Source organism: Acinetobacter sp. YH12231, assembly GCF_013417755.1.
GTDB lineage: Bacteria > Pseudomonadota > Gammaproteobacteria > Pseudomonadales > Moraxellaceae > Acinetobacter > Acinetobacter amyesii.
In genome coordinates this window covers 1-21,002 of sequence record NZ_VPDJ01000022.1, presented here as the reverse complement: position 1 = coordinate 21,002, position 21,002 = coordinate 1, and the positions used below count along the sequence as shown (strand labels likewise).

Below are 21,002 nucleotides of genomic sequence, written 5' to 3'. Positions count from 1 at the left end.
AAATTTTTATTATTTTATTTTAAATCTTTGTATTTTTTATAATTTATTAATCTCCATCCTATTACCAAGCGATTGCGCCTGCTTACTTACCATTTAAGTTTCAACATACGTTTAGCTTATGCTACAGTCGTATCTAAGACTGATAATAAGAAAATACCTCGGATGAATTTTGAAGTACTAAATTAAGAATCCCTCATCCCATTAAGCATGATCAAGAATATCTACAACGGCATTCATTCCACACAAAAAAAACGCCCCTAAACCATAAGCTTAGGAGCGTTTTGAACTGCGTTCAGAAATTAGATTTTAGATACTAATTCTGGAACTACAGTATTCAAGTCACCCACTAACCAGTAGTCAGCTACTGAGTTAATTGGCGCTTCTTCGTCTTTGTTGATCGCAACGATCACTTTAGATTCCTTCATACCTGCCAAGTGCTGAATCGCACCTGAGATACCCACCGCGATGTACAAGTCAGGAGCAACGATTTTACCTGTTTGACCCACTTGCATATCGTTTGGTACGAAACCAGCATCAACAGCTGCACGAGATGCGCCTTGCGCAGCACCAAGCTTGTCCGCTAATGGATCAAGAACAGTGTGATAGTTTTCACCTGAACCAACACCACGACCGCCTGAAACAACAATACGCGCAGCTGTTAATTCTGGACGTTCAGATTTCACGATTTCTTCAGAAACGAACTTAGAAATACCAGCATCACCAGTAGATGCAACAGCTTCAACTGCAGCAGAGCCGCCTTCGCTTGCAACAGCATCAAATGCAGTACCACGAACAGTCGCAACTACAACAGACTCGCCAGACTCTACAGTTGCAATCGCGTTGCCTGCATAGATTGGACGTTTGAAAGTTTTAGGACCTTCAACAGCAATGATGTCAGTGATCATGCTTACGTCAAGTAGCGCAGCAGCACGTGGAAGTACGTTTTTGCCCGTTGTCGTAGAAGCAGCAAGGATGTGAGTGTAACCCGCACCGATAGAAGCAACTAATTTAGCAACGTTTTCAGCCAATTGATTAGCATAAGCAGCGTCGTCAGCAAGTAATACTTTGCTTACACCCGCAACTTTAGCTGCTTGGTCTGCAACTGCTTGAGCGCCTGAACCAGCTACTAATACAGTGATATCACCACCGATTTTTTGCGCTGCAGCAACAACGTTAAGAGTTGCACCATTTAGTGCTTTGTTGTCGTGCTCAGCGATAACTAAAATACTCATGATTTTTATCCTTCTGTATTAGATCACTTTCGCTTCGTTTTTCAATTTATCTACAAGCTCGTCTACAGACTTCACTTGTACGCCCGCTTTACGTTCTGCAGGAGCTTCAACTTTAACAGTTTTAAGCTTAGTTGCAGGTGAAACGCCATAATCAGCAGGTGACTTAGTATCAAGCGGCTTTTTACGCGCTTTCATAATGTTTGGAAGAGCAGCATAACGTGGCTCATTCAAACGCAAGTCAGTGGTGATAATTGCAGGAAGTGCAAGTTCAACAGTTTGTAAACCACCGTCAATTTCACGAGTCACTTGTACTTTGTCGCCTTCAACTTTAACTTCTGAAGCGAAAGTACCTTGGCCAGCACCTAAAAGCGCGCCAAGCATCTGACCAACTTGGTTAGAGTCGTCATCAATTGCTTGTTTACCAAGAAGGATCAATTGAGGTTGTTCAGCGTCTACAACACCTTTTAGGATTTTTGCAACTTCAAGTGCACCTAACTGGCTGTCGTCAGCTTCAACAAGGATACCGCGGTCTGCACCAAGCGCCATAGAAGAACGGATTTGTTCTTGAGCTTCTTTAGGACCAATAGAAACAACAACGATTTCTGAAACAGTTCCTTTTTCTTTTAAACGAACCGCTTCTTCCACTGCGATTTCACAGAATGGGTTAATTGACATTTTAACGTTCGTTAAGTCAACACCACTGTTGTCCGGCTTAACGCGAACTTTAACGTTGGCATCAACCACACGTTTTACAGCAACAAGAGCCTTCATGTAATCCTCGGCTGTTTTAGCAAATGTAAATGTTGAGAAAAGTTATATTAACTCTTCACTTTAAATTTTTTAGGTGCCCTATCTTGCAATGTGTACGGCATTTCGGTCAAGTCACAATTATCGAAAGACCTGTAAAAAAGCGTAATTTCCTTGAACTTATCGTTCACATTTTTTAAAGAATGCTTCAGTTATCCAAAAAAACGCATTATTCAGTTATTTTTTAAGCATTGATTTTTATTATTTTTTTACTTGATTTAGCTCATCAAAAGATCTGATTTAATATCAATTTTCGATCAATCTTTCTGAAATAGAGCTTTCCCTCTACACATTCGGCAACATATCTAAACTTGTCATTTAAGATAGAAGCATAATGAATTTAGCTCTGATTTCACTTTTCCGACGCTAATTGGCGTGTTTTTCTCCCTTTCTTATTCTTAATATCTGTCGATATTCAGCACATATAAAAAACCTCCGCTTTCACGAAGGTTTTAGTTAAGGCATTTATCTCAATTTACATTTGCTGTTTTAATTGGCAATTAACCACGTCGCAGCAAGAGCCAACAAACCACCTGATGTACCATCAATCCACTTTTGTTTGCGTTCATCAATTTGAGTTTTTTGTGTAATACGTGCAAAGACCACACTCAAACTACAATACACCACAAAAATCAGCCCAATAAAAATGAAGGACAAAATCAAACCTTGGCTCACAGTATTCGCTGATTTATCGATAAATTGCGGCAAAATTGCAAAATAAATCAACATTCCTTTCGGGTTCAGTAAAGCCGTAAAAAAGCCTTTTTTAATCGGGTTGGACGCTGACTTTTTCTCAATACTTAATTTTTTACTGCTAAATACTGAACGCAGCAAATGCGTCGCCAAATATAAAAGATAAGCAATCCCCAACCAGCGGATTGTTTCAAACAGTAGTGGAAATGACACGATAATCGCAGCAATACCCAATGCCACTAAAATCGAGTGAACCAAATAACCTGAGCACACCCCTACTGTTGCCATCATGCCTGCTTTTGCATCCTTACCCATCACTTGTGACAGGATAAAAAGCATATCGGGTCCTGGTGTGAAAATAAGGGGAATTACCGTTAAGGCAAACAAAGCAAATACAGACATTTCAATTTTCCCTTTCTATGTCCTGAAAGTGAAATTAGTATGTTTGAATCGCTTTAAAATAGGATATCAAATATTCTATAATAGATATTATTTTTAGAATTATATTCTATTTTATGAAGACATCTTCTAAGTCAATTCTAGTTAAACTAGATCGTATTGATAAAAATATCATTCGCGCACTTCAAAATAATGGCCGCATGCAAAATAATGACTTAGCCAAGGAAATCGGACTCTCGCCTTCTTCTTGTTTACGTCGGGTCAAATTACTCGAAGAAGCAGGTGTGATTCAGAATTACACCACCATGGTCGATCCACAAAAGATTGGCTTTCAATTGATTTTATTCTCTCGTATTTGGTTGACTGGGCAAGATGCTGAAACCATCGATACTTTTATCGAAGCGATGAAAGAACTTCCTCAAGTCATGGAGTGCTACATTATTTTGGGTGAGTGCGATGCAATGCTCAAAGTTGTAGTTCCTGACCTAGAAAGTTACCGTAAATTTCAGTCTACTCACTTAACCAAGAAAAATGGCATCACTAGTGTAAAGACTGATTTACCTAGCCAAATCATCAAACAAAGCTTCCAGTTACCGTTAGAAGATTTGTAACCAAACAATTGATCTGCCAACGAGCAACTCAAGCATTAGAAACGACGAGGCTGATACTACAAGAATGACAACGTAGTAACGCAGTTATTCACAGCCTCGAATGCAAAAACCTAGCTATGCGGTATTTCATTATATTTTAAGCAAAGAAAAATAATGATTTGCGGCAAATGAACGAACACAATCTAAGGAGCCTTTGAGCTTAATTTCTTAAACAAGAATACGACTGATTGGATTTACAGGCTCTCGCTATCAAAACTGAGCGAATTGATTACTAAGCAGCGAAACGGATTGGCATTTAGAAATTTTTGTTTAGGCAACTAAGCTATGCAAAGAAGATCAATACTCTAACGCGCTGCACAAAAGCAAATCAAGATGTCATGCTGTAAGTAATATAAGGGCTAAACATCCAAATCCAATGAAGATAGCCCATGAGTTGTATATTTTCCGGATAGTTTAGGCTGGCTGATTTTCCAAAAAGTCACGATGGATGTGGCTTAGGTCAATAAGTTCATATTGTGCCAAATCAAAAATACGCCAAATGGTGAGGGCATCTTCTTTACTGTCAAATTTAGCAGTTGCTTTATTGGTAAGCTGCCATTGTTTATCCGAAATCCAAATAAAGTATTGGCCCGTCGCCGCATTAAACGCCTGAACTTTACCATCGGCATTAATCCCTTGTAGCTGCGCACCTTCAGGCAATACAGCTTCTACTTCAGGCAAACTGATTTCAACAAAGTGTTTGATCTGGCGTAAGCCGTATCCTGCAAAAATTTCTTTTTGCTGACCATTTAACTGGTCATATTTTTCTTGAATATCTGAAATCATGGTATGGCCTATATATTTTTAACGGTACAGCAATTTAGTAAATGGCGAATTTCACTTCAGCACTTACGTCAATTCAATAATGGACAATTTTTATACCCGATAATTTGAATTTTTATAATGCGACAATAGTTCAAAATGTCGGTCAATTTTACCAATATTTTTTCACATCCTTATTTAACTTTCATGAAGCAGACCACTTTAGGATGCAAAATGTGAAATCTAGCCTATAAATTTAAGCAATATTTAGACCACCACGAGCCAAAGTCGTATTTGCAATTGTTACGAATCTTTATGCTGCGCCCGTGGATGGGCTTGATCATAAACTTGTGCCAATCGATCAAAATCCACATGGGTATAAATTTGCGTGGTGGTTAAATTACTATGCCCCAACATTTCTTGTACAGCACGCAAGTCACCACTATTGGACAACATATGACTGGCGAAGCAATGACGCAATAAGTGCGGATGTAAATCGACATTTACACCTGCACGTTGAGCTTGAAATTTAACCCGATTTTCAATTTGTCTTACCCCCAGTGGATTACCTTTTTGAGTGATAAAAACTTGGGCTTCTGGGACAAAATCACCATGCCATGCAGGATATAATTGCAACCAATGCATCACAGCCTCTTTGGCTTTAGAACCAAAAGGTACAATGCGGGTTTTATTCCCTTTACCCGTAATACGTAACAGTTGGCGATTAAAATCAATATCTCGAATGGTTAAGCCCTGCACTTCAGCCAAACGTAAACCACTTGAATATAGCAGCTCCAAAATCGCTTTATCACGTATCCAAAGCTGCCGTTGAATTTCACTTTCTGGCTCAGGCTGTTCCATGATTTGTTTAATGGTTTCAATATCGACCAATCCAGGTAAAGGACGTGATTGGCGTTTGAGCTGAAAATCATCTGCAGGATTAAAATTGAGATAATCTCCTTGTTCTGCCCATTTCATAAATTGGCGTATCGAAGATAACATGCGCTGCAAACTACTTGGACTGAGCTGAAACTGTTCCACTTTATAAGCGACAAATTCACGCAGATCTGACTTTTCGACATCATGCAGTGGCAAGTTGCGTATTGTACAAAATTGGAGAAAATCACTGACATCACGCTCATACGCTTGCAATGTATGTTTAGACTGATTTTGAATTTCACGTTCCTTCAACCACATAGTCAGTAGTTGAGTCTGATCCATCGTCATCTGTCTTCTCCCATTTCAACATGTGCTTTAGCGTTGCAGTACGTTCACTAAAGCGATTTTACATATCTATTTTATGAAAAGAGTCTAGCAAAGAACCCCTTAGGCTTACCATCAACACGTTGGTAAAAAGCTTGCGTTTCATTAAGCAAATACCCTTCTACACCATCCACACTGTGCGTATTGACATGGATTAAATCCACTGGGCATTGCTCTTTTAAACTATCCTGTGTGATACGACCAATTTTACTGTGCAATTCTTGAATTTGTTGTTCAGATAATCCTGCTTCTAAATCTAATCCGATCAACAAAGTCGGTGAATCATCTCGAGCTTGATTCAGCATTTGCGCTAAATAAGCAGCTTTTACCACACGCTCTGTGCCGAAAAAAATGCTTAATTGATCAATCATAAACTGCGGATATTCCGCCGGCTGACCAATTAAAACTTCCGTATCTTCCGTAACTTCATAGTTTTCTGAGGGCTGAATATACTGCCCGTTCAGCAAATGTTGAATTTCTTCTGGTACAAAGTCCTTCGTCGCATCAGGTGATTGTGGATTCAATACAAGCCTTGCTCCTAAAGTCATTTCAAATAATGCCTTGGTTGGTAGCCGGATATACGACTCCTCTTCAGATATTGCTAAACGCATTTTTTCCAAGGACGTAAAAAATGGAATGACGCAATCATATGTTTCATCTTCCCATGATTTCAATTGAATACGGTCGCCTTCATCCAAGATCAAATCTTCGGCAATACGTGAATCACGTCCCCCTGTTGTTCCCACACAATACACATTGGCTGCCAATAACTGAGCTAAAAATTCGGGTCGATACGCGGGTTCATGTAAGGCTTTATGAAAAAGTTGTTCTAAGATTTCTTCTTTTATTTCTTCGTTTATTTGTTCCATGTTGATTCCAATCCAATTGAATTATAAATTTTTATTCACTTTTTATTTTATGAAAAAAGCCCTGAATGAATCAGGGCTTTAATTTTAACCTTGGAAGTAACTTAAATCTAAGCGTCCTTCGTAAACTGTTGCAGTTGGTCCAGTCATCCAAACCACACCACCTTCTTGCCACTCAATTTGCAGCTTACCACCTGCCAACTCTATTTCGACCGAATTGGCTAATAAACCACGACGCATACCTGATACTGCCGCTGCACAAGCACCTGTACCACAGGCCATAGTTTCACCGACACCACGTTCAAATACACGTAAGCGTGCATGTTTCTCGTCCACAATTTGCATAAAACCTGCATTTACACGCTGTGGAAAACGCTCATGCGATTCGACTTGTGGACCAATTTTAGCAACGTCTGCGGTAATAACATCAGGAACGATCGTCACTGCATGCGGATTACCCATACTCACCACATCAATGGTGAGTTGTTCATTATTCGCCAATGCAATGTCGTATAAGTTTTCAGGCTCTTCCGCAATAAATGGAATTTCATGCGGCAAAAAGCGTGGATAACCCATATTGACGCGCACCCAACCATTTGCACCTAATTCAGGCTCTACGATACCTGACTTGGTTTGTACTTTGATTTTGGTTTTGCTGGTCAACTTACGTTCATGCACAAAGCGCGCAAAACAACGTACGCCATTACCGCATTGTTCAACTTCCGAACCATCTGCATTAAAAATACGATATTTAAAATCGACATTAGGCAAATCAGGTGGCTCTACAATCAAAAGCTGATCAAAACCAATACCAAAATGACGGTCAGCCAAACGCTGAATCGTCACTGTATCTAAATAAGCCCGTTGGCTAATTAGATCGACCACCATAAAGTCATTGCCAAGGCCATGCATTTTGGTAAATTCTAATAACATCTCGAATTTCTCCTTAAGGCAATAAACGTTCACGTTCCCATAATGATTCGATGGTTTCACGCTCACGAATCAAATGAGACTGATCACCGTCAACCATTACTTCAGCAGCACGTCCGCGGCTGTTGTAGTTTGAACTCATGACAAAACCATAAGCACCTGCGCCCAATACTGCAAGCACGTCATTTTCTTGAATCGCCAACTGACGTTGCTTTCCTAAGAAATCGCCAGTTTCGCAAATCGCGCCAACAACATCCCAGTCTTTCTTTTCTGTATCAGTACGAGGCGTTACTTCCTGAATATCCATCCATGCTTCATATAAAGCAGGTCGGATTAAGTCGTTCATAGCAGCATCAATAATGGCAAAATTACGATGATTGGTTGGTTTGAGTAAATCAACTTTAGTTAACAACACACCTGCATTTGCAGAAATACTACGCCCCGGTTCCATATACACCTTAAGGCCTAATTTTTCTAAAGCCGGACGCATTGCCTGAGCATATTCTTCAACAGTTGGTGGAACTTCGTCTTTGTAAGTCACACCTAAACCACCACCGATATCGATGTGTTTTAGGTGAATCCCCATCTCTTTCAATTGATTGATCATCACAATGACACGATCAAGTGCATCAACAAAAGGCTGAGTTTCAGTCAACTGTGAACCGATATGGCAATCAATCCCGATAATCTCAAGATTTGGCAATGTCGCCGCATACGCATAGGTGTCAAAAACGCTGTCTGAAGGAATACCGAATTTATTTTCTTTTAAACCCGTAGAGATATAAGGATGCGTTTTAGCATCCACATCTGGATTTACACGCAATGAAATCGGTGCTTTCTTACCCATTGCCGCAGCAACTTTTTGGATTCGATCTAGCTCTGCATGTGATTCAACGTTAAAACATGCAATACCCACGTCCAACGCTTTTTGGATATCGGCTTCAGTTTTACCCAAACCAGAGAATACAATTTTAGAAGCTTCACCACCGGCTTTTAATACACGTGCGAGTTCACCACCCGTCACGATATCAAAACCAGCACCCTGCTTGGCAAGTACGTTTAACACCGCAAGATTAGAGTTTGACTTTACCGCAAAACAAATTTGATGGTCGATAAAGCTAAATGCACGATCCATATCTGAATAATGCTTTTCAAAAGTAGCTTTTGAATAAACATAAAGCGGTGTGCCATATTGCTGTGCAAGCTGTTGTAAAGAACATTGCTCTGCATGCAATACCCCATTCGTACGGGTGAAACTCATGAAAGTATCCTTTCTATAAAAGCATTAAGGTGTAGGGTTAGAATTTGATGATTCCGATTCAGTTGCAACAGGAGCCGCTTGTTTTTCCTGCTTTTGCTGTGCAGGCGTATCTAGATAAATCAGATATTTTGCACGCTTATCTGCATTTGCATCTGAAGGTAAATGCAATGCACCAGACTGACCACAAGCTGTCAGCAGCACAGCACTTGCTAATACAATAATTTTATAATTCATAAAACGATACATAAACGTACCTAATGAAAAGATTTTTCCGAGTATAACGTGATCAACCCGCGGATAAAAGAAAAGCCCTGTAATTCCAAGTGAGCTTTTTGCCATTCTGCACTAAATTTAAGCAAAATTTGATGGTGCTGTTTTCAATCCTTATTTGTCTTTATTTCTAGCTCGATCAGGCTATTGATTTCACTGAAATAGCATATCAATTTGAATGCTGTTTAATACAAATCGAAACGCTAATAAACAGTCTGTTTTAACTTAAAATAAGTCCATATCCAAATAAAAAAGCTGCCCCCTCAGGAGCAGCTTTTTATGTTTTTACATCAGATTAAAAATGTAAATTAATGGTGCTTTTTCTTATAAAAACCGAAATAGCCAATAATCAATATGATGAACCAAATCGGGCTCACCATGAGCGCTTTCATGGTATCTGCTTCTAGCGACAAGACATAAATCATGCCGATGAAGAAGATAATCACGAGCCAACAGGTATATAAACCACCCGGTAGTTTAAAGGTTGATTTCGCATGCAACTCAGGACGAGTTTTATAGTAAACGATATAACTCCAGATAATCATGAGCCATACGCAGATAAATAAAATCGTCGACAGTGTAGTTGCTAAAGTGAAGGCTTCAACCGTGTTCGGTACGAAATACTGTAATGCCGCACCCAACAGTAAACAAACTGCCGAGAAATACAACGCATTTGCCGGAACTGCACGTGAGTTTAGACGGCCAAACGCTTTTGGACCTTGCTCTTCACGAGATAAACCAAACAACATACGTGAAGTCGAGAACACACCACTATTCATCGATGACATAACTGATGACAACACAACCAAGTTCATAATAATCGCAGCAGCAGCAATACCGGCTTGGCTAAACAAGTTCACGAATGGTGAAATGCTTGGGTCAATGGCATTCCATGGCGTAACGGACATCACAATCACAAGTGCCAGCACATAGAAAATAATGATACGAATCGGAATCGAGTTCACAGCTTTAGGCAAGTTGTGTTCTGGATCTTTGGTTTCTGCTGCCGTAGTACCCACGAGTTCTACGCCGACAAAGGCAAAAATGGCGATCTGGAAACCTGCCAAGAAGCCAGTTACTCCTGTTGGGAATAGACCACCATGTGACCATAAATGTGTGAATGATGCGATTTCACCTGTCGATGAGGTAAAACCGGTAAAGATCATCCAAAGACCGACACCAATAAGCACCACGATTGCAATAATCTTAATCAGTGCAAACCAGAACTCTAATTCACCAAAAAGTTTAACCGTAACAAGGTTTAACCCCATGATAAATACAATGGCGGCAACACTGATCATCACCCCTTCTTCGGGCGAGAACGGGTTACCTCCATTAAAGAATTGCAGGTAATAAATGATGGCCGATAAATCAGCAATCCCTATAGTGATCCAGCACAGCCAATAGGTCCAACCCACAAAATAGCCTGCCCACGGGCCAATTAAGTCGGTTGCAAAATCGATAAAAGATTTATATTCAAGATTTGATAGTAATAACTCGCCTAATGCACGCATGACGAGGAAAACCATAAAACCAATAATCATATAGATAATAAGGATGGACGGACCAGCTAAACTGATGGTCTTTCCTGACCCCATAAATAAACCTGTACCAATCGCACCACCAATCGCAATCAATTGCAGGTGTCGGTTGGACAAGCTTCGTTTCAAATCGCCGCTATCAGCGTGCGATCCATGAATTTCATTTGACATTATTTAATTCAACTTCGCGTTCCAATTGCGACAAATTAACGTAAAAATTTCAGAAAATACAAAATTATTTCTCATCATCTATATTTTCGGATTGAGTGACAAAGTTAATTTATTTTTCTTATATATAAAAATCTTAGCGCCAGTTCACATTTTAAAGCGACTAATAAAACAACAATTTACTTGTAATAACTTAAATTTTATGCAAAAAATATTTTACCAACGATAAAAATTTATGCCAAAAATCATGGAAGTTTCTAACAATGGCATATCAATTGCTACAGATATCAAAAATGTAGCATTCACTCACTCAGGGCCGATAAGAAGAAAGATACTATGCAAGATCTACACACACTCATGAATACACTCAGCGGTTGGGTCTGGGGCCCATACATGTTGGTCCTCATTGTCGGAACAGGTGTATTCCTCACCTTCCGTTTACTATTCTGGCAATTCCGCATGTTGCCTTTAGCATTTAAACAAGTGTTTGGAAGGCATGAACATGCCAAATCACATGAAGGCGATATTTCACATTTTGCCTCACTTATGACTGCTTTATCTGCAACCATCGGTACAGGTAATATCGCAGGCGTTGCAACAGCCTGCGTCCTTGGTGGCCCCGGTGCAGTATTTTGGATGTGGATGACAGCCCTCTTTGGTATGGCAACCAAATATGGTGAAGGCGTACTCGCAGTCAAATATCGCGTAAAAAATGAAAATGGCGAAATGAGCGGCGGTCCAATGTACTACATTGAACGTGGACTGAAGTGGAAATGGCTCGCTGTCATTTTTGCCCTCTTTGGTACTTTAGCCTCTTTCGGCATTGGCAGTTCAGTACAGTCCAATACGGTTGCCCTCGCTGTTGAAAATAGTCTCGGACTTGAAACGTGGATTACAGGTATTGTTATTACTATTCTGTCTGCTTTAGTAATTCTCGGCGGCATCAAATCCATTTCTAAAGCCTCTTCATTTATTGTTCCAATTATGGCGGTAGGTTATGTATTGGGTGGCTTAATCATTATTTTCACCAACCTTGAATTGGTGATCCCTGCACTAAAAATGATCTTTAGCTATGCATTTACGGGCGAAGCTGCGGCAGGTGGTGCGATTGGTGCGGCTATTCGTTATGGTGTTGCCCGTGGTGTTTTCTCTAACGAAGCAGGTATGGGTTCTGCACCTATTGCCGCGGCTGCTGCAAAAACGGATCACCCTACACGTCAAGGTTTAGTTTCAATGACAGGTACATTTATCGATACGATTATCGTGTGTTCTATCACCGGGATTGTTTTGGTCATGGGCTTTATTATGGCAGGCAACAGTTTTGGCGACCAAACTGGTGCAGTTTTAACTATCAGCGTATTTGATAAATTATTACCGGGTTTTGGCGGCTTGATCGTCACCTTCGGGATTATTTTCTTTGCATACTCAACCATTTTAGGTTGGAGTTACTATGGTGAAAAATGCTGTACTTACTTACTTGGTGAAAAGTTTGTCTTGATTTACCGTTTGATTTACATCGCTTCAGTCTTTGTAGGCTGTGTGGCGACTCTTGATCTTGTGTGGTTATTTGCCGATACCTTTAACGGTTTGATGGCTGTACCAAACTTAATTGCGCTGTTGTTACTTTCTGGTGTTATTGCCAAAGAATCGAAGGACTTTATTGCACGTCGTAAATCAGGTGAACTGTACTAATCCTTTCACGCTACTAAACAAAAAGCCACGTGAATTCACGTGGCTTTTTTATTCGGACTGATAATCGATATTTACTTATTGAATCGTACCAATTTGACCATCATCAAATTTATCGTTTTTCGTGTTGCTTTCATTGGCTGCTTCATCTTTTGGATCTGCTTCAGCATCTTCAATAAAGCCTTCACCAAATTGGTCACCAAACTCATTTTCAGCATATTCAGAATCTACAGCACTGGCTTCCATCAAATCGGCTTCGATTTCTAGGGCAATTTCCAAGGATAAAGAAAAGAACAATACCCCCTGAATTTTCATATTCCCTTGCTCATCTTCAAGGTATTCACTGAGGGTTTTATATGCAGGACTGCTTTCATCGAAAGGCACGTCGAGGTATAAATCACCTGTATAGCTATCGATCAAAGACTCACCTTCTAGCCCCATACAAGGGAAATAGTCTATATTTTGCAGGTCAAACCAGTGCATAACATCATTACGCACCGTATTTTTTTCAGGATGTTGATGATCATATTCTTCAAAATGCACAAATAACACATCACGATTTTTTTCACGTGCGATGGCATCGATATGTCGTAATAGTTCAGTCATGTGGTGACCCATTTCAAAAAATATTATGCGCTATTATAAAGTGCTTACTATGTAAAAGTGCAGCTCTTGAAAATAAAACGACATCAATTGACCTTCAACAGTCATTTCATGCGATAAAAACTTGGTTTTTCGATGTATTCACCGCTATGCTGTGACTCAATTTGAGTTTGTGCACAGTAAATATTATGGCGAAAGCAAAAAGTGTCTATCGATGTGAACAATGTGGTGCTGATCATCCCAAATGGGCCGGTCAATGTACCGAATGTGGTGAATGGAATTCATTAGTCGAAGTCAGTATTGCACCCGCCGTTACACACCGTGCACAGCCTAAAATGGGCGGTGGCTATGCAGGTCAAGCCGCTGCTGTGACCACCTTAAATCAAGTTTCTGTTTCGCATGAAACCCGAATGGCAACAGGTATTGGTGAATTTGACCGTGTGCTTGGCGGTGGACTGGTCACAGGTTCAGTTGTGCTGATTGGTGGTGACCCCGGCATTGGTAAATCCACTATTTTGCTACAAACCGCAACCTATATGGCGGCGAGTAAAAGTTCTGCCTTATATGTCACAGGTGAGGAATCTTTGTCTCAGGTGGCGCTACGTGCCCAACGCCTAGATTTGCCGACCGATCAACTCAAAGTCATGGCAGAAACCTGTGTCGAGCGTATTTGCGAAGTATTGGCACATGAACGCCCTGCCGTGGCCATTTTAGATTCGATCCAAACCTTATACACCGAAACACTCCAGTCTGCGCCGGGCGGTGTTTCCCAAATTCGTGAATCGGCTGCACTCCTGACCCGCTTTGCCAAAAATAGTGGCACAGCATTGTTTATTGTCGGTCACGTAACAAAAGAAGGCTCTTTGGCAGGCCCTCGTGTGCTTGAGCACATGGTCGATTGTGTTTTGTATTTTGAAGGTCAGTCTGACTCGCGCTTCCGTATGATTCGGGCGGTGAAAAACCGTTTTGGTGCGGTCAACGAGCTTGGTGTATTTGGCATGACTGATAAAGGTCTGCGCGAGGTATCAAACCCATCCGCTATTTTCCTGAGTCGTTATGATGAAGCCATTCCGGGTTCCATTGTCATGATTAGCCGTGAAGGTACACGTCCACTTTTGGTTGAAGTTCAGGCTTTGGTAGATGATGCGCACGGACAACCTCGACGCGTGGCCTTAGGTTTAGAACAAAACCGTTTAAACATGCTTTTAGCCGTTATGCACCGTCATGGTGGCGTACAAACTGCAGGACAAGATGTCTATGTCAATGTCGTGGGTGGTTTAAAAATCACTGAAACCGGTTCTGACCTTGCGGTACTTTTAGCCTGCGCCTCTAGCTTAAGAGCTAAAGCCCTGCCACAGCATTTGGCAGTATTTGGTGAAGTCGGCCTTTCAGGCGAAATCCGCCCTGTACCCAATGGACAAGAACGACTCAAAGAAGCCATTAAGCATGGGTTTAAAACCATTATTTTACCGCGTGGGAATGCACCGCAAAAACCGATTTCAGGTGTAGAAATTATTTCTGTCGCACGTTTACATGAGGCGTTGAGTCAGGCAATTACACTTACCGATGAGTCTTAGTCACGTTGAATCGTTTATTTTGAATGAATTTTCAATTTTTTACCGATGTTCTATTGAAATTCAGTACAAATGGCGGCATAACTAGATGGCTATTTTAAATTTATATAGATATAGGAAAATTTGATGGAAGTTCGACAGCGTGGTTTGATGACTGCTCTTTTAACAGCAGCCCTTTTGGTAGCGCCGATTGCAGAAGCGAAACGTGCCGGTGGTGGTAAAAGCCATGGTATGAGCCGTCAAGCTGCTCCAACTCAGTCTTATCAGCAACCTCGTCAATCTGCTCCTGTTCAACAGCCTGCAACTGCTGGCGCTCCAGCAAAATCTGGCTCGAATGTGGGCGGAATGGTTGCAGCTGGTGTGGCTGGTGCTGCAATTGGTGCAGTCGCTGCAAATGCGATGGCCGATGACAATAACGGTCAAGCAGCTTCTGAAGCGCAAGCTCAACAACAGGAAGAGAAAGGTGGTATTCCAGGCTGGATCTGGATTTTACTTGCCGCTGCTGTTGCCTTCTTCATTTTCCGTAAGATGGGCGCAAAAAAAAAACTAGCCGCTAACAATCCGTATGCGCCAAACAGCGGTGCAAACAATGCACCGTTTGGCCAGCAAAATGCCGCACCTCGTGCAGGTAATGACAATACGAATATTTTTGGTAATTCTGTAGGCGGTAATTCAGCAGCTTCAAATGCGCCTTTTGGTGCTGCCTATACCAACAGCGGCAATCAATTGCCTGATGGTACAGAGCCAGCAACATTTTTACGTGTTGCACGTCAGCGTTTTAACCACATTCAATCGATGAATACTGCAAGCAACATTTCTGAAATTCAGCGTTACTTAACGCCTGATCTTTACCAGTCGATGTATAACGACATTATGGCGAATAAAGATGAAGACGTTGCTGAGTTTTCTAACTTAAATGCTATGGTGGTCGATTCTGCTAACGAAAATGGTCAATACGTTGTAAGTGTTCGTTTTACAGGTACTGTAAGTGAAGACTTAAATAGCCTGCCACAGCCATTTGCTGAAGTATGGCATTTTGTTAAACCTGCGGGTTCTGATCAAGACTGGTTAGTTGCAGGCATTCAACAAGAGCAATAATGTAGACAATTAAGTATTCTTGCATTCTAAAATAGCGACTCCGGTCGCTATTTTTTCGCCTTTAATTCCCCTCTTTTTAAATCCATTTCTACTCAGCATGCTGAAAAATCAATAATTTTGTGAATACATTATTCTAATTATTAATAATAATTGTTATCATTTAGATTAACTTTAATACAATTTCCAAGCGCTTAAGTATTTTATGAATAGCTCACCACCTGAGGCACTCGTGACACCCCTCACATCTGCGCTGCCTAAAACGCGTAAAGACACCCCCTCTCTATTGACCTATCGCTTGATGATTTTCTATCGCTTTGCCCTCGCTTTAGTGGGCGGATATGTTGTCGCGATGCTATCTGCCATCGTAATCGCAGATGTATTTAGCGAAGACCGTGGAAGTGCAGTCATGAGTGCAACTTTAATTGCATTTATCCTGTGGAGCTGTGCATTTATTTGGGTCTTTATGGTGAATAAAACCCTCAAAGCAACTTTAGGTATTGTGATCCCTGCGGTGTGTTTCTATGCCATTTACATGATGATGGGAAGCTAAAATGCGTGTTGATGCAAAAGTAGAGGGACCTCGCCAGTCCATGTCTTGGCTGCATACATGGGCCAGCCTAATCTTAGGTTGGTTGCTGTATGCAATTTTCCTGACCGGGACCCTAAGCTTCTTTAAAAATGAAATCAATGTTTGGATGACACCTGAGCTGCATCAATCTGTTCCAGCCAGTTCACAAGTCCAACAAACTCAAGTTGCACTGAATTATTTACAACAAAATCATCCGAATGCAGGTGCTTGGAATATTTTGCTGCCGAATACGCGTCAAAATGCCACATTAATTACCGTTCGTGAACAAGGTGAAGACCCTCGCGCACGCCGTGGTGGTAAACAAATCTACATTGATAGTGCTACAGGTGAAGTGCTTGAGCCGCGCGATACACGTGGTGGTAATTTTCTCTATCGTTTCCATTTCGAACTTTATGGTATGCCACGTATGTGGACGCGATGGTTTGTCGGTATAGCGACACTGTTGATGTTAGTTGCCATCATTAGTGGTGTGATTACTCATAAAAAAATCTTTAAAGATTTCTTTACCTTCCGTTCAGGTAAAGGACAACGTTCTTGGCTAGATGCACATAATGCAACCGCAGTATTTGCGCTTCCCTTCCACATCATGATCACCTTTAGTGGCCTGTTGCTGCTGTTATTTACGATCATGCCTTGGGGGATTGAGCGTATTTATGAAAACCGGGGACAATTTTTACAAGAACAAAATCGTGCCCTAGTTCAAGAAAATAAACCTGAAGGACGTGAATCTGCCCAAGGACGCGAAGAACGTGGCGAACGCCCACAGCAAGCCCGTGCCAATTCTGCGCAAAACCAAGGCGAAAATCGTGCTGAGGGCCGTGGTGAAGGTCGAGGAGATCGTCGCTCTAAACGTGAAGAGCAACCTGTCGTTGCTGCGCCGTTGACCAACTTAGCGCCAATCGTGACTGCGGTTCAGACTGAATGGAAAACCAATCCGATTAGTACCGTTAGCATCATTGCACCAAATACAGACCAAGCTAAAATTGAGCTACGTGCCTTACATGGTGAAAGTGTCGCGTATCGAAATGTCTATGCAAGCAAACAATTTGATGGCGTAACTGGCAAAGACCTAACTGATGAAAGTGCCAAGTTAAAGCACCCTTCTGTACCGATGGGTATTTATAATGTAGTCACTACGCTACATGAAGCACGCGGTGTAGATTTAGCACTACGTTGGCTGCTGTTTATTTCAGGGATTGTAGGCACCCTAATGGTCGCTACAGGTCTCATTCTGTGGTGTGTAAAACGTGCGCCTCAACAGCAGAAACAAGGCTTTAAATCATTTGGCTACCGCACGGTTGAAGTGACCAATATTGCAGCGATTATTGGTTTGCCGATTGCCTGTGCAGCATTTTTCTATGCCAACCGTTTTATTCCAGCACAGCTTGAAAACCGTTCGGAATTAGAAATTCGTAGTTTCTTTATTGTTTGGCTACTGACGCTCGTTTATGCGATTTTCCGTACGCACCGTCAAGCGTGGCTAGAACTTTTAGCTTTTGCCACAGCAATTTTTGCCTTACTGCCGATTGTAAACTTCATGACTGGTGGTCAACCGCTTTGGAATACCATGGCAAATGGTCAATGGATGATTGCATCCTTTGATCTTGCAATGTGGCTTTTGGCTATCTTGTTTGCCTACTCATTTTACAAAGTGAAAAAACATAAAGGGCTGCCTGTTAAAAAAGCGCGTGGCACAAAGGAGGTTGAAGCATGATGTTCTTTCTCCTGATTTGGGCACTGAGTAGCTTAGGTTTTTTTGCCTTGGCAAGCAGCATGTCTAAACATCAAAAGCAGTTCTACAGCAAAGAACTAAGTGTGGGCCAAACACGGATAGCCACGCTAGTCGGCTGGGCGCTATTGATTATTGCCTTGATAATTTGCCTCTCTCTTGGAACGCCGAGCAATAACATCAGTTATTGGTTTGGCGCTCTGACTATTGCGGCTTTATTTGTCGGGCTATGTATTAGTTATATCGCTGAATACTTTTGGAAAATTATTGGTGCATTGGTTGTCGTATTTGTATTGTCAGCAGTGTTTCTTAAATTTTAATTCATTAGACAACCATCTCTAAACATTGAAAGCCAATCTTCGGATTGGCTTTTTTCATGCCAACCGATTAGGCTATGCCTATTCTGCTCTTTTGGATTACACATGTCTGAACTTTCGATCTCTCCTGCTTTATATAACCGTGCCATGGCAGGCAATAAAGATGCTCAATTTGAACTGGCTGAAATTTATATGCAAAGTGAAAATGATGAGCATGTTGAACTTGCTGAAGAATGGGCACTCAAAGCAGCTCAATTAGGTCATGTAGAAGCCATGTATTGGCTGGGTGAAGGCTATGCAGTCTATGCCAAAGACATGCTCGAAGAAGATCCTGAAGAATCTAAAACCTATTTTGAGCATGCGCACCGCTGGTTAGAACAAGCGTCAAAACATGACCATCCTGCTGCAATTTTAGAATTGGCCAATTTTTACCGTCGCGGCGATGTGGTGGAAAAAGATGTCGCTAAATCCATTGAACTAGTTGAACAATCTGCAAAATTAGGTGAAGTTCAGGCCATGCGTGACTTAGCCTTTATTTATGCCAATGGCTTAGGCATCGACGCTGATGAAAAAAAAGCAGATTTTTGGAATGAAAAAGCCGATGTGGCTGAGCAGTAATCCAATTTTTTTCTAAAAAATAAAGCCCATCTCATGATGGGCTTTTTGCTTTTAACAAAATGGCTCAGCTCGCCACATAGTCATTTACATCTACAGTAATCACTTGTCGGCAAATGCCCTCTGCCCCACGCTGCTGTTCAAATACGTCTGCTGGCATGACATCAAAACTGTCAAAGAAACTAATTTCAGTTTCGTCAATGTCATATACCAAAGAATGGTTCCCCACGCCCTCTAGAGTATCGTAATACACAATCACAAACTGATTTTGTTCAAAAGCCTGCTGAATTTGTGCATAGCCAATTGCAGGCAATATAGACAGTTCCAATTGGTCTGCTTCTGCATAACTGCGTTTTTCACTGTCCTGCAGCTCAGGATCATGCTCTGTGTAAAACTTGACTTGAAAGCCAAACTTTCTCAGCCCTACAGCTAAACCAATGGTGGTTGTGCCATGCTCTGCCTCATAGCCGCAGACTTCGACCAACTGTTGAACATCCGCATCAATGCCTAAATGCTGCAACAGCATCCATACTGCAAAAATGCCGCCATTGGCTTCAAGATTGGCTAATTCTTCAGGCATTTCCAAAGACATAATAAGAACTCACAACTTAAATCTGCAGTGATAATAAACAAATCAGCGCGATTTGTACGGCAATTTTTATAAACATAGTTATGCCGCATCAAAAAAAATTTATCCCTAGTGCAGAAGTTTTTTAGGACGAAGATGTTTACTCCATATCAGGTTTAGCTTTTTACACCTTTGCCTTAGGCTTAGTCTTACTTTTTTTAGCGGTCTTAGATTCTTTCGAATCAGAAAAGGCATCCCACAGCAAAATGACAACGATAAGAACTAAAACCAAGGACAGCATTTGAAGGCCGTAAACCAGCCATGCAAACCCTGAATTACGAAGTTCAAAATAGTCTTGGTTAAGAAAAAATCGTGATTGATTCGGATTTTGAGTATTTACATACACTGAATACTGCTGCTGATGTATTGCATGCTCAGTTTTGAGTGCTGCTCTGACTTTTAAATCCTGCGACGTTTCAAGAAACCAAAGCATATATTGCGGGTCAAGTTTATCTGCAACACCTGTACTTATTTGCTCATTCAGCATGTATTGGTATTGCGCTCGCGTATACGCATATTGCAGTGAACGCCTGTGCCTATAATCATCAATTTCAACTTGATTAATCTGAACCTGATCTGCCAAAATCCAGTTGGGATGAGTCAGTTGAAATTCTTTAATTTGTAAAAAACTTGAACTAAAAAATATGGCTAAAACAGTGCTATACAAAACAATAAAACTGAGGCCATGACACAACCAGCCCCATGATTTTTTGCTGATAAATCTAAATACTGCATACAGCAAGCCGTACAACATTATTGAAAACAGCAACAAATGCCATTTGTCATTTTCATAGAAAAAAGTATAACAACCATATAAACAGGCACACATTCCCAAGAAATATGCAGCATATGATTTAAATTTTTCTAGGCTCATTACTTTGGTTATATCTCTTGCTGGATTGTGTCTTATGACGGACGTTTACTCACAAAAATAATGTCCAAATCTTGTTTCGGTACAAAATTCTTTTCAACCATTTGAAACTGCGTAGCGCTGATTTTCTTCACTTTACCTGCCCAGCAAAAAGAAACCAGCTCTCCTGCATCACGCTCGATAGTCAGTTTAAAATCTTGAATAGGCTTTGCCCAATTGGCGCCAGTTTTTAAGATATAGCCCAGTGCTTGAAATGGTGCATGCTGTGATTTGGCCTTTCTGAGTCCTGCCTTAAAGTTTTGATCCATACAATAACTTTGATTAGGGTGTGTTGACATTTACAGCCGATAAATTGAGCTAAAGAGGCAACCATATAAATATACAAGCTAAAGCAACAGCGCTTTGATAGTTACGTTTTAGCTTATCGTATCTTGTGGCAATTCCTCT

20 protein-coding genes and 3 pseudogenes are annotated in these 21,002 nt (G+C 41.0%); 8 read left to right on the top strand and 15 right to left on the bottom strand.

Annotated features, from left to right (window positions below; genetic code table 11):
- Positions 1-299 precede the first annotated feature (299 nt).
- The 3 genes from FTV11_RS13530 to FTV11_RS13520 form a co-directional block, all read right to left on the bottom strand.
- Positions 300-1,232 carry an FAD-binding protein gene (locus FTV11_RS13530; protein ID WP_111883923.1) on the bottom strand — a complete coding sequence of 311 codons (933 nt, stop codon included), beginning with the start codon at positions 1,230-1,232 and terminating at the stop codon, positions 300-302.
- A gap of 18 nt (positions 1,233-1,250) precedes the next feature.
- On the bottom strand, positions 1,251-2,003 hold the full coding sequence (locus tag FTV11_RS13525) for an electron transfer flavoprotein subunit beta/FixA family protein (protein ID WP_078192067.1): 753 nt from the start codon (positions 2,001-2,003) through the stop codon (positions 1,251-1,253).
- A 525-nt stretch (positions 2,004-2,528) separates the two neighbouring features.
- Positions 2,529-3,134, bottom strand: a complete 606-nt coding sequence (locus tag FTV11_RS13520) for a LysE family translocator (protein WP_180023307.1) — start codon at positions 3,132-3,134, stop codon at positions 2,529-2,531.
- A 113-nt stretch (positions 3,135-3,247) separates the two neighbouring features.
- Here FTV11_RS13520 and FTV11_RS13515 point away from each other — a divergent pair, with 113 nt between their 5' ends.
- Positions 3,248-3,742 (top strand): Lrp/AsnC family transcriptional regulator, encoded by a 495-nt coding sequence (locus FTV11_RS13515; protein WP_180074157.1) that lies wholly within the window; start codon positions 3,248-3,250, stop codon positions 3,740-3,742.
- A 453-nt stretch (positions 3,743-4,195) separates the two neighbouring features.
- On the opposite strand, the gene FTV11_RS13510 is transcribed toward FTV11_RS13515, so the two are convergent.
- From FTV11_RS13510 to FTV11_RS13480, 7 genes are all read right to left on the bottom strand, one after another.
- Positions 4,196-4,567 (bottom strand): hypothetical protein, encoded by a 372-nt coding sequence (locus tag FTV11_RS13510; protein WP_218949190.1) that lies wholly within the window; start codon positions 4,565-4,567, stop codon positions 4,196-4,198.
- Between the two features lie 279 nt (positions 4,568-4,846).
- The gene (locus tag FTV11_RS13505; RefSeq protein WP_180074156.1) at positions 4,847-5,770 is read right to left on the bottom strand and encodes a tyrosine recombinase XerC; all 924 of its coding nucleotides are present in this window, start codon (positions 5,768-5,770) and stop codon (positions 4,847-4,849) included.
- Between the two features lie 71 nt (positions 5,771-5,841).
- Positions 5,842-6,675, bottom strand: a complete 834-nt coding sequence (locus FTV11_RS13500) for an enhanced serine sensitivity protein SseB C-terminal domain-containing protein (protein ID WP_180074155.1) — start codon at positions 6,673-6,675, stop codon at positions 5,842-5,844.
- Positions 6,676-6,759: 84 nt separating this feature from the next.
- Positions 6,760-7,605, bottom strand: a complete 846-nt coding sequence (dapF, locus tag FTV11_RS13495) for a diaminopimelate epimerase (RefSeq protein WP_111883917.1) — start codon at positions 7,603-7,605, stop codon at positions 6,760-6,762.
- 13 nt (positions 7,606-7,618) lie between these two features.
- On the bottom strand, positions 7,619-8,863 hold the full coding sequence (gene lysA, locus FTV11_RS13490) for a diaminopimelate decarboxylase (protein WP_180074154.1): 1,245 nt from the start codon (positions 8,861-8,863) through the stop codon (positions 7,619-7,621).
- Positions 8,864-8,887: 24 nt separating this feature from the next.
- Positions 8,888-9,097: a lipoprotein gene (locus FTV11_RS13485; RefSeq protein WP_373685428.1), complete on the bottom strand. Its 210-nt coding sequence runs from the start codon at positions 9,095-9,097 to the stop codon at positions 8,888-8,890.
- A gap of 344 nt (positions 9,098-9,441) precedes the next feature.
- Complete coding sequence (locus tag FTV11_RS13480; protein ID WP_078192075.1) at positions 9,442-10,845, bottom strand: amino acid permease; 1,404 nt, start codon at positions 10,843-10,845, stop codon at positions 9,442-9,444.
- 333 nt (positions 10,846-11,178) lie between these two features.
- On the opposite strand from FTV11_RS13480, the gene FTV11_RS13475 reads away from it, so the two are divergent.
- On the top strand, positions 11,179-12,534 hold the full coding sequence (locus FTV11_RS13475; RefSeq protein ID WP_180074153.1) for a sodium:alanine symporter family protein: 1,356 nt from the start codon (positions 11,179-11,181) through the stop codon (positions 12,532-12,534).
- Positions 12,535-12,780: 246 nt separating this feature from the next.
- On the opposite strand, the pseudogene FTV11_RS13470 reads toward FTV11_RS13475, so the two are convergent.
- A pseudogene (locus FTV11_RS13470) lies at positions 12,781-13,137 on the bottom strand (hypothetical protein); the annotation flags it as partial.
- Between the two features lie 185 nt (positions 13,138-13,322).
- On the opposite strand from FTV11_RS13470, the gene radA reads away from it, so the two are divergent.
- The 6 genes from radA (at position 13,323) to FTV11_RS13440 (ending at position 19,059) form a co-directional block, all read left to right on the top strand.
- Positions 13,323-14,711, top strand: coding sequence for a DNA repair protein RadA (gene radA, locus FTV11_RS13465; RefSeq protein WP_180026689.1), 1,389 nt, complete (start codon positions 13,323-13,325; stop codon positions 14,709-14,711).
- Positions 14,712-14,834: 123 nt separating this feature from the next.
- Positions 14,835-15,806: a Tim44 domain-containing protein gene (locus FTV11_RS13460; RefSeq protein WP_180074152.1), complete on the top strand. Its 972-nt coding sequence runs from the start codon at positions 14,835-14,837 to the stop codon at positions 15,804-15,806.
- A gap of 202 nt (positions 15,807-16,008) precedes the next feature.
- Positions 16,009-16,356, top strand: a complete 348-nt coding sequence (locus FTV11_RS13455; RefSeq protein WP_180074151.1) for a hypothetical protein — start codon at positions 16,009-16,011, stop codon at positions 16,354-16,356.
- 1 nt (position 16,357) lies between these two features.
- A complete protein-coding gene (locus FTV11_RS13450) occupies positions 16,358-18,109 on the top strand; it encodes a PepSY domain-containing protein (protein WP_180074150.1) in 1,752 nt (583 codons plus the stop codon).
- Complete coding sequence (locus tag FTV11_RS13445) at positions 18,106-18,444, top strand: DUF3325 domain-containing protein (protein ID WP_180074149.1); 339 nt, start codon at positions 18,106-18,108, stop codon at positions 18,442-18,444. Before FTV11_RS13450 ends, FTV11_RS13445 begins: the two co-directional genes overlap by 4 nt.
- A 102-nt stretch (positions 18,445-18,546) precedes the next feature.
- Entirely contained in the window at positions 18,547-19,059 is a 513-nt protein-coding gene (locus FTV11_RS13440) for a tetratricopeptide repeat protein (RefSeq protein ID WP_180074148.1), read from the top strand.
- Positions 19,060-19,123: 64 nt separating this feature from the next.
- Here the strand turns inward: FTV11_RS13440 and FTV11_RS13435 are convergent, their stop codons facing one another.
- From FTV11_RS13435 to FTV11_RS13420, 4 genes and pseudogenes are all read right to left on the bottom strand, one after another.
- The gene (locus FTV11_RS13435; RefSeq protein ID WP_180074147.1) at positions 19,124-19,648 is read right to left on the bottom strand and encodes a cysteine peptidase family C39 domain-containing protein; all 525 of its coding nucleotides are present in this window, start codon (positions 19,646-19,648) and stop codon (positions 19,124-19,126) included.
- A 160-nt stretch (positions 19,649-19,808) separates the two neighbouring features.
- The gene (locus tag FTV11_RS13430; protein ID WP_180074146.1) at positions 19,809-20,438 is read right to left on the bottom strand and encodes a hypothetical protein; all 630 of its coding nucleotides are present in this window, start codon (positions 20,436-20,438) and stop codon (positions 19,809-19,811) included.
- Positions 20,439-20,590: 152 nt separating this feature from the next.
- Positions 20,591-20,875 (bottom strand): annotated as a pseudogene (locus FTV11_RS13425) (DUF4424 family protein); the annotation flags it as partial.
- Positions 20,876-20,912: 37 nt separating this feature from the next.
- Positions 20,913-21,002: pseudogene (locus FTV11_RS13420) on the bottom strand (IS5/IS1182 family transposase); the annotation flags it as partial.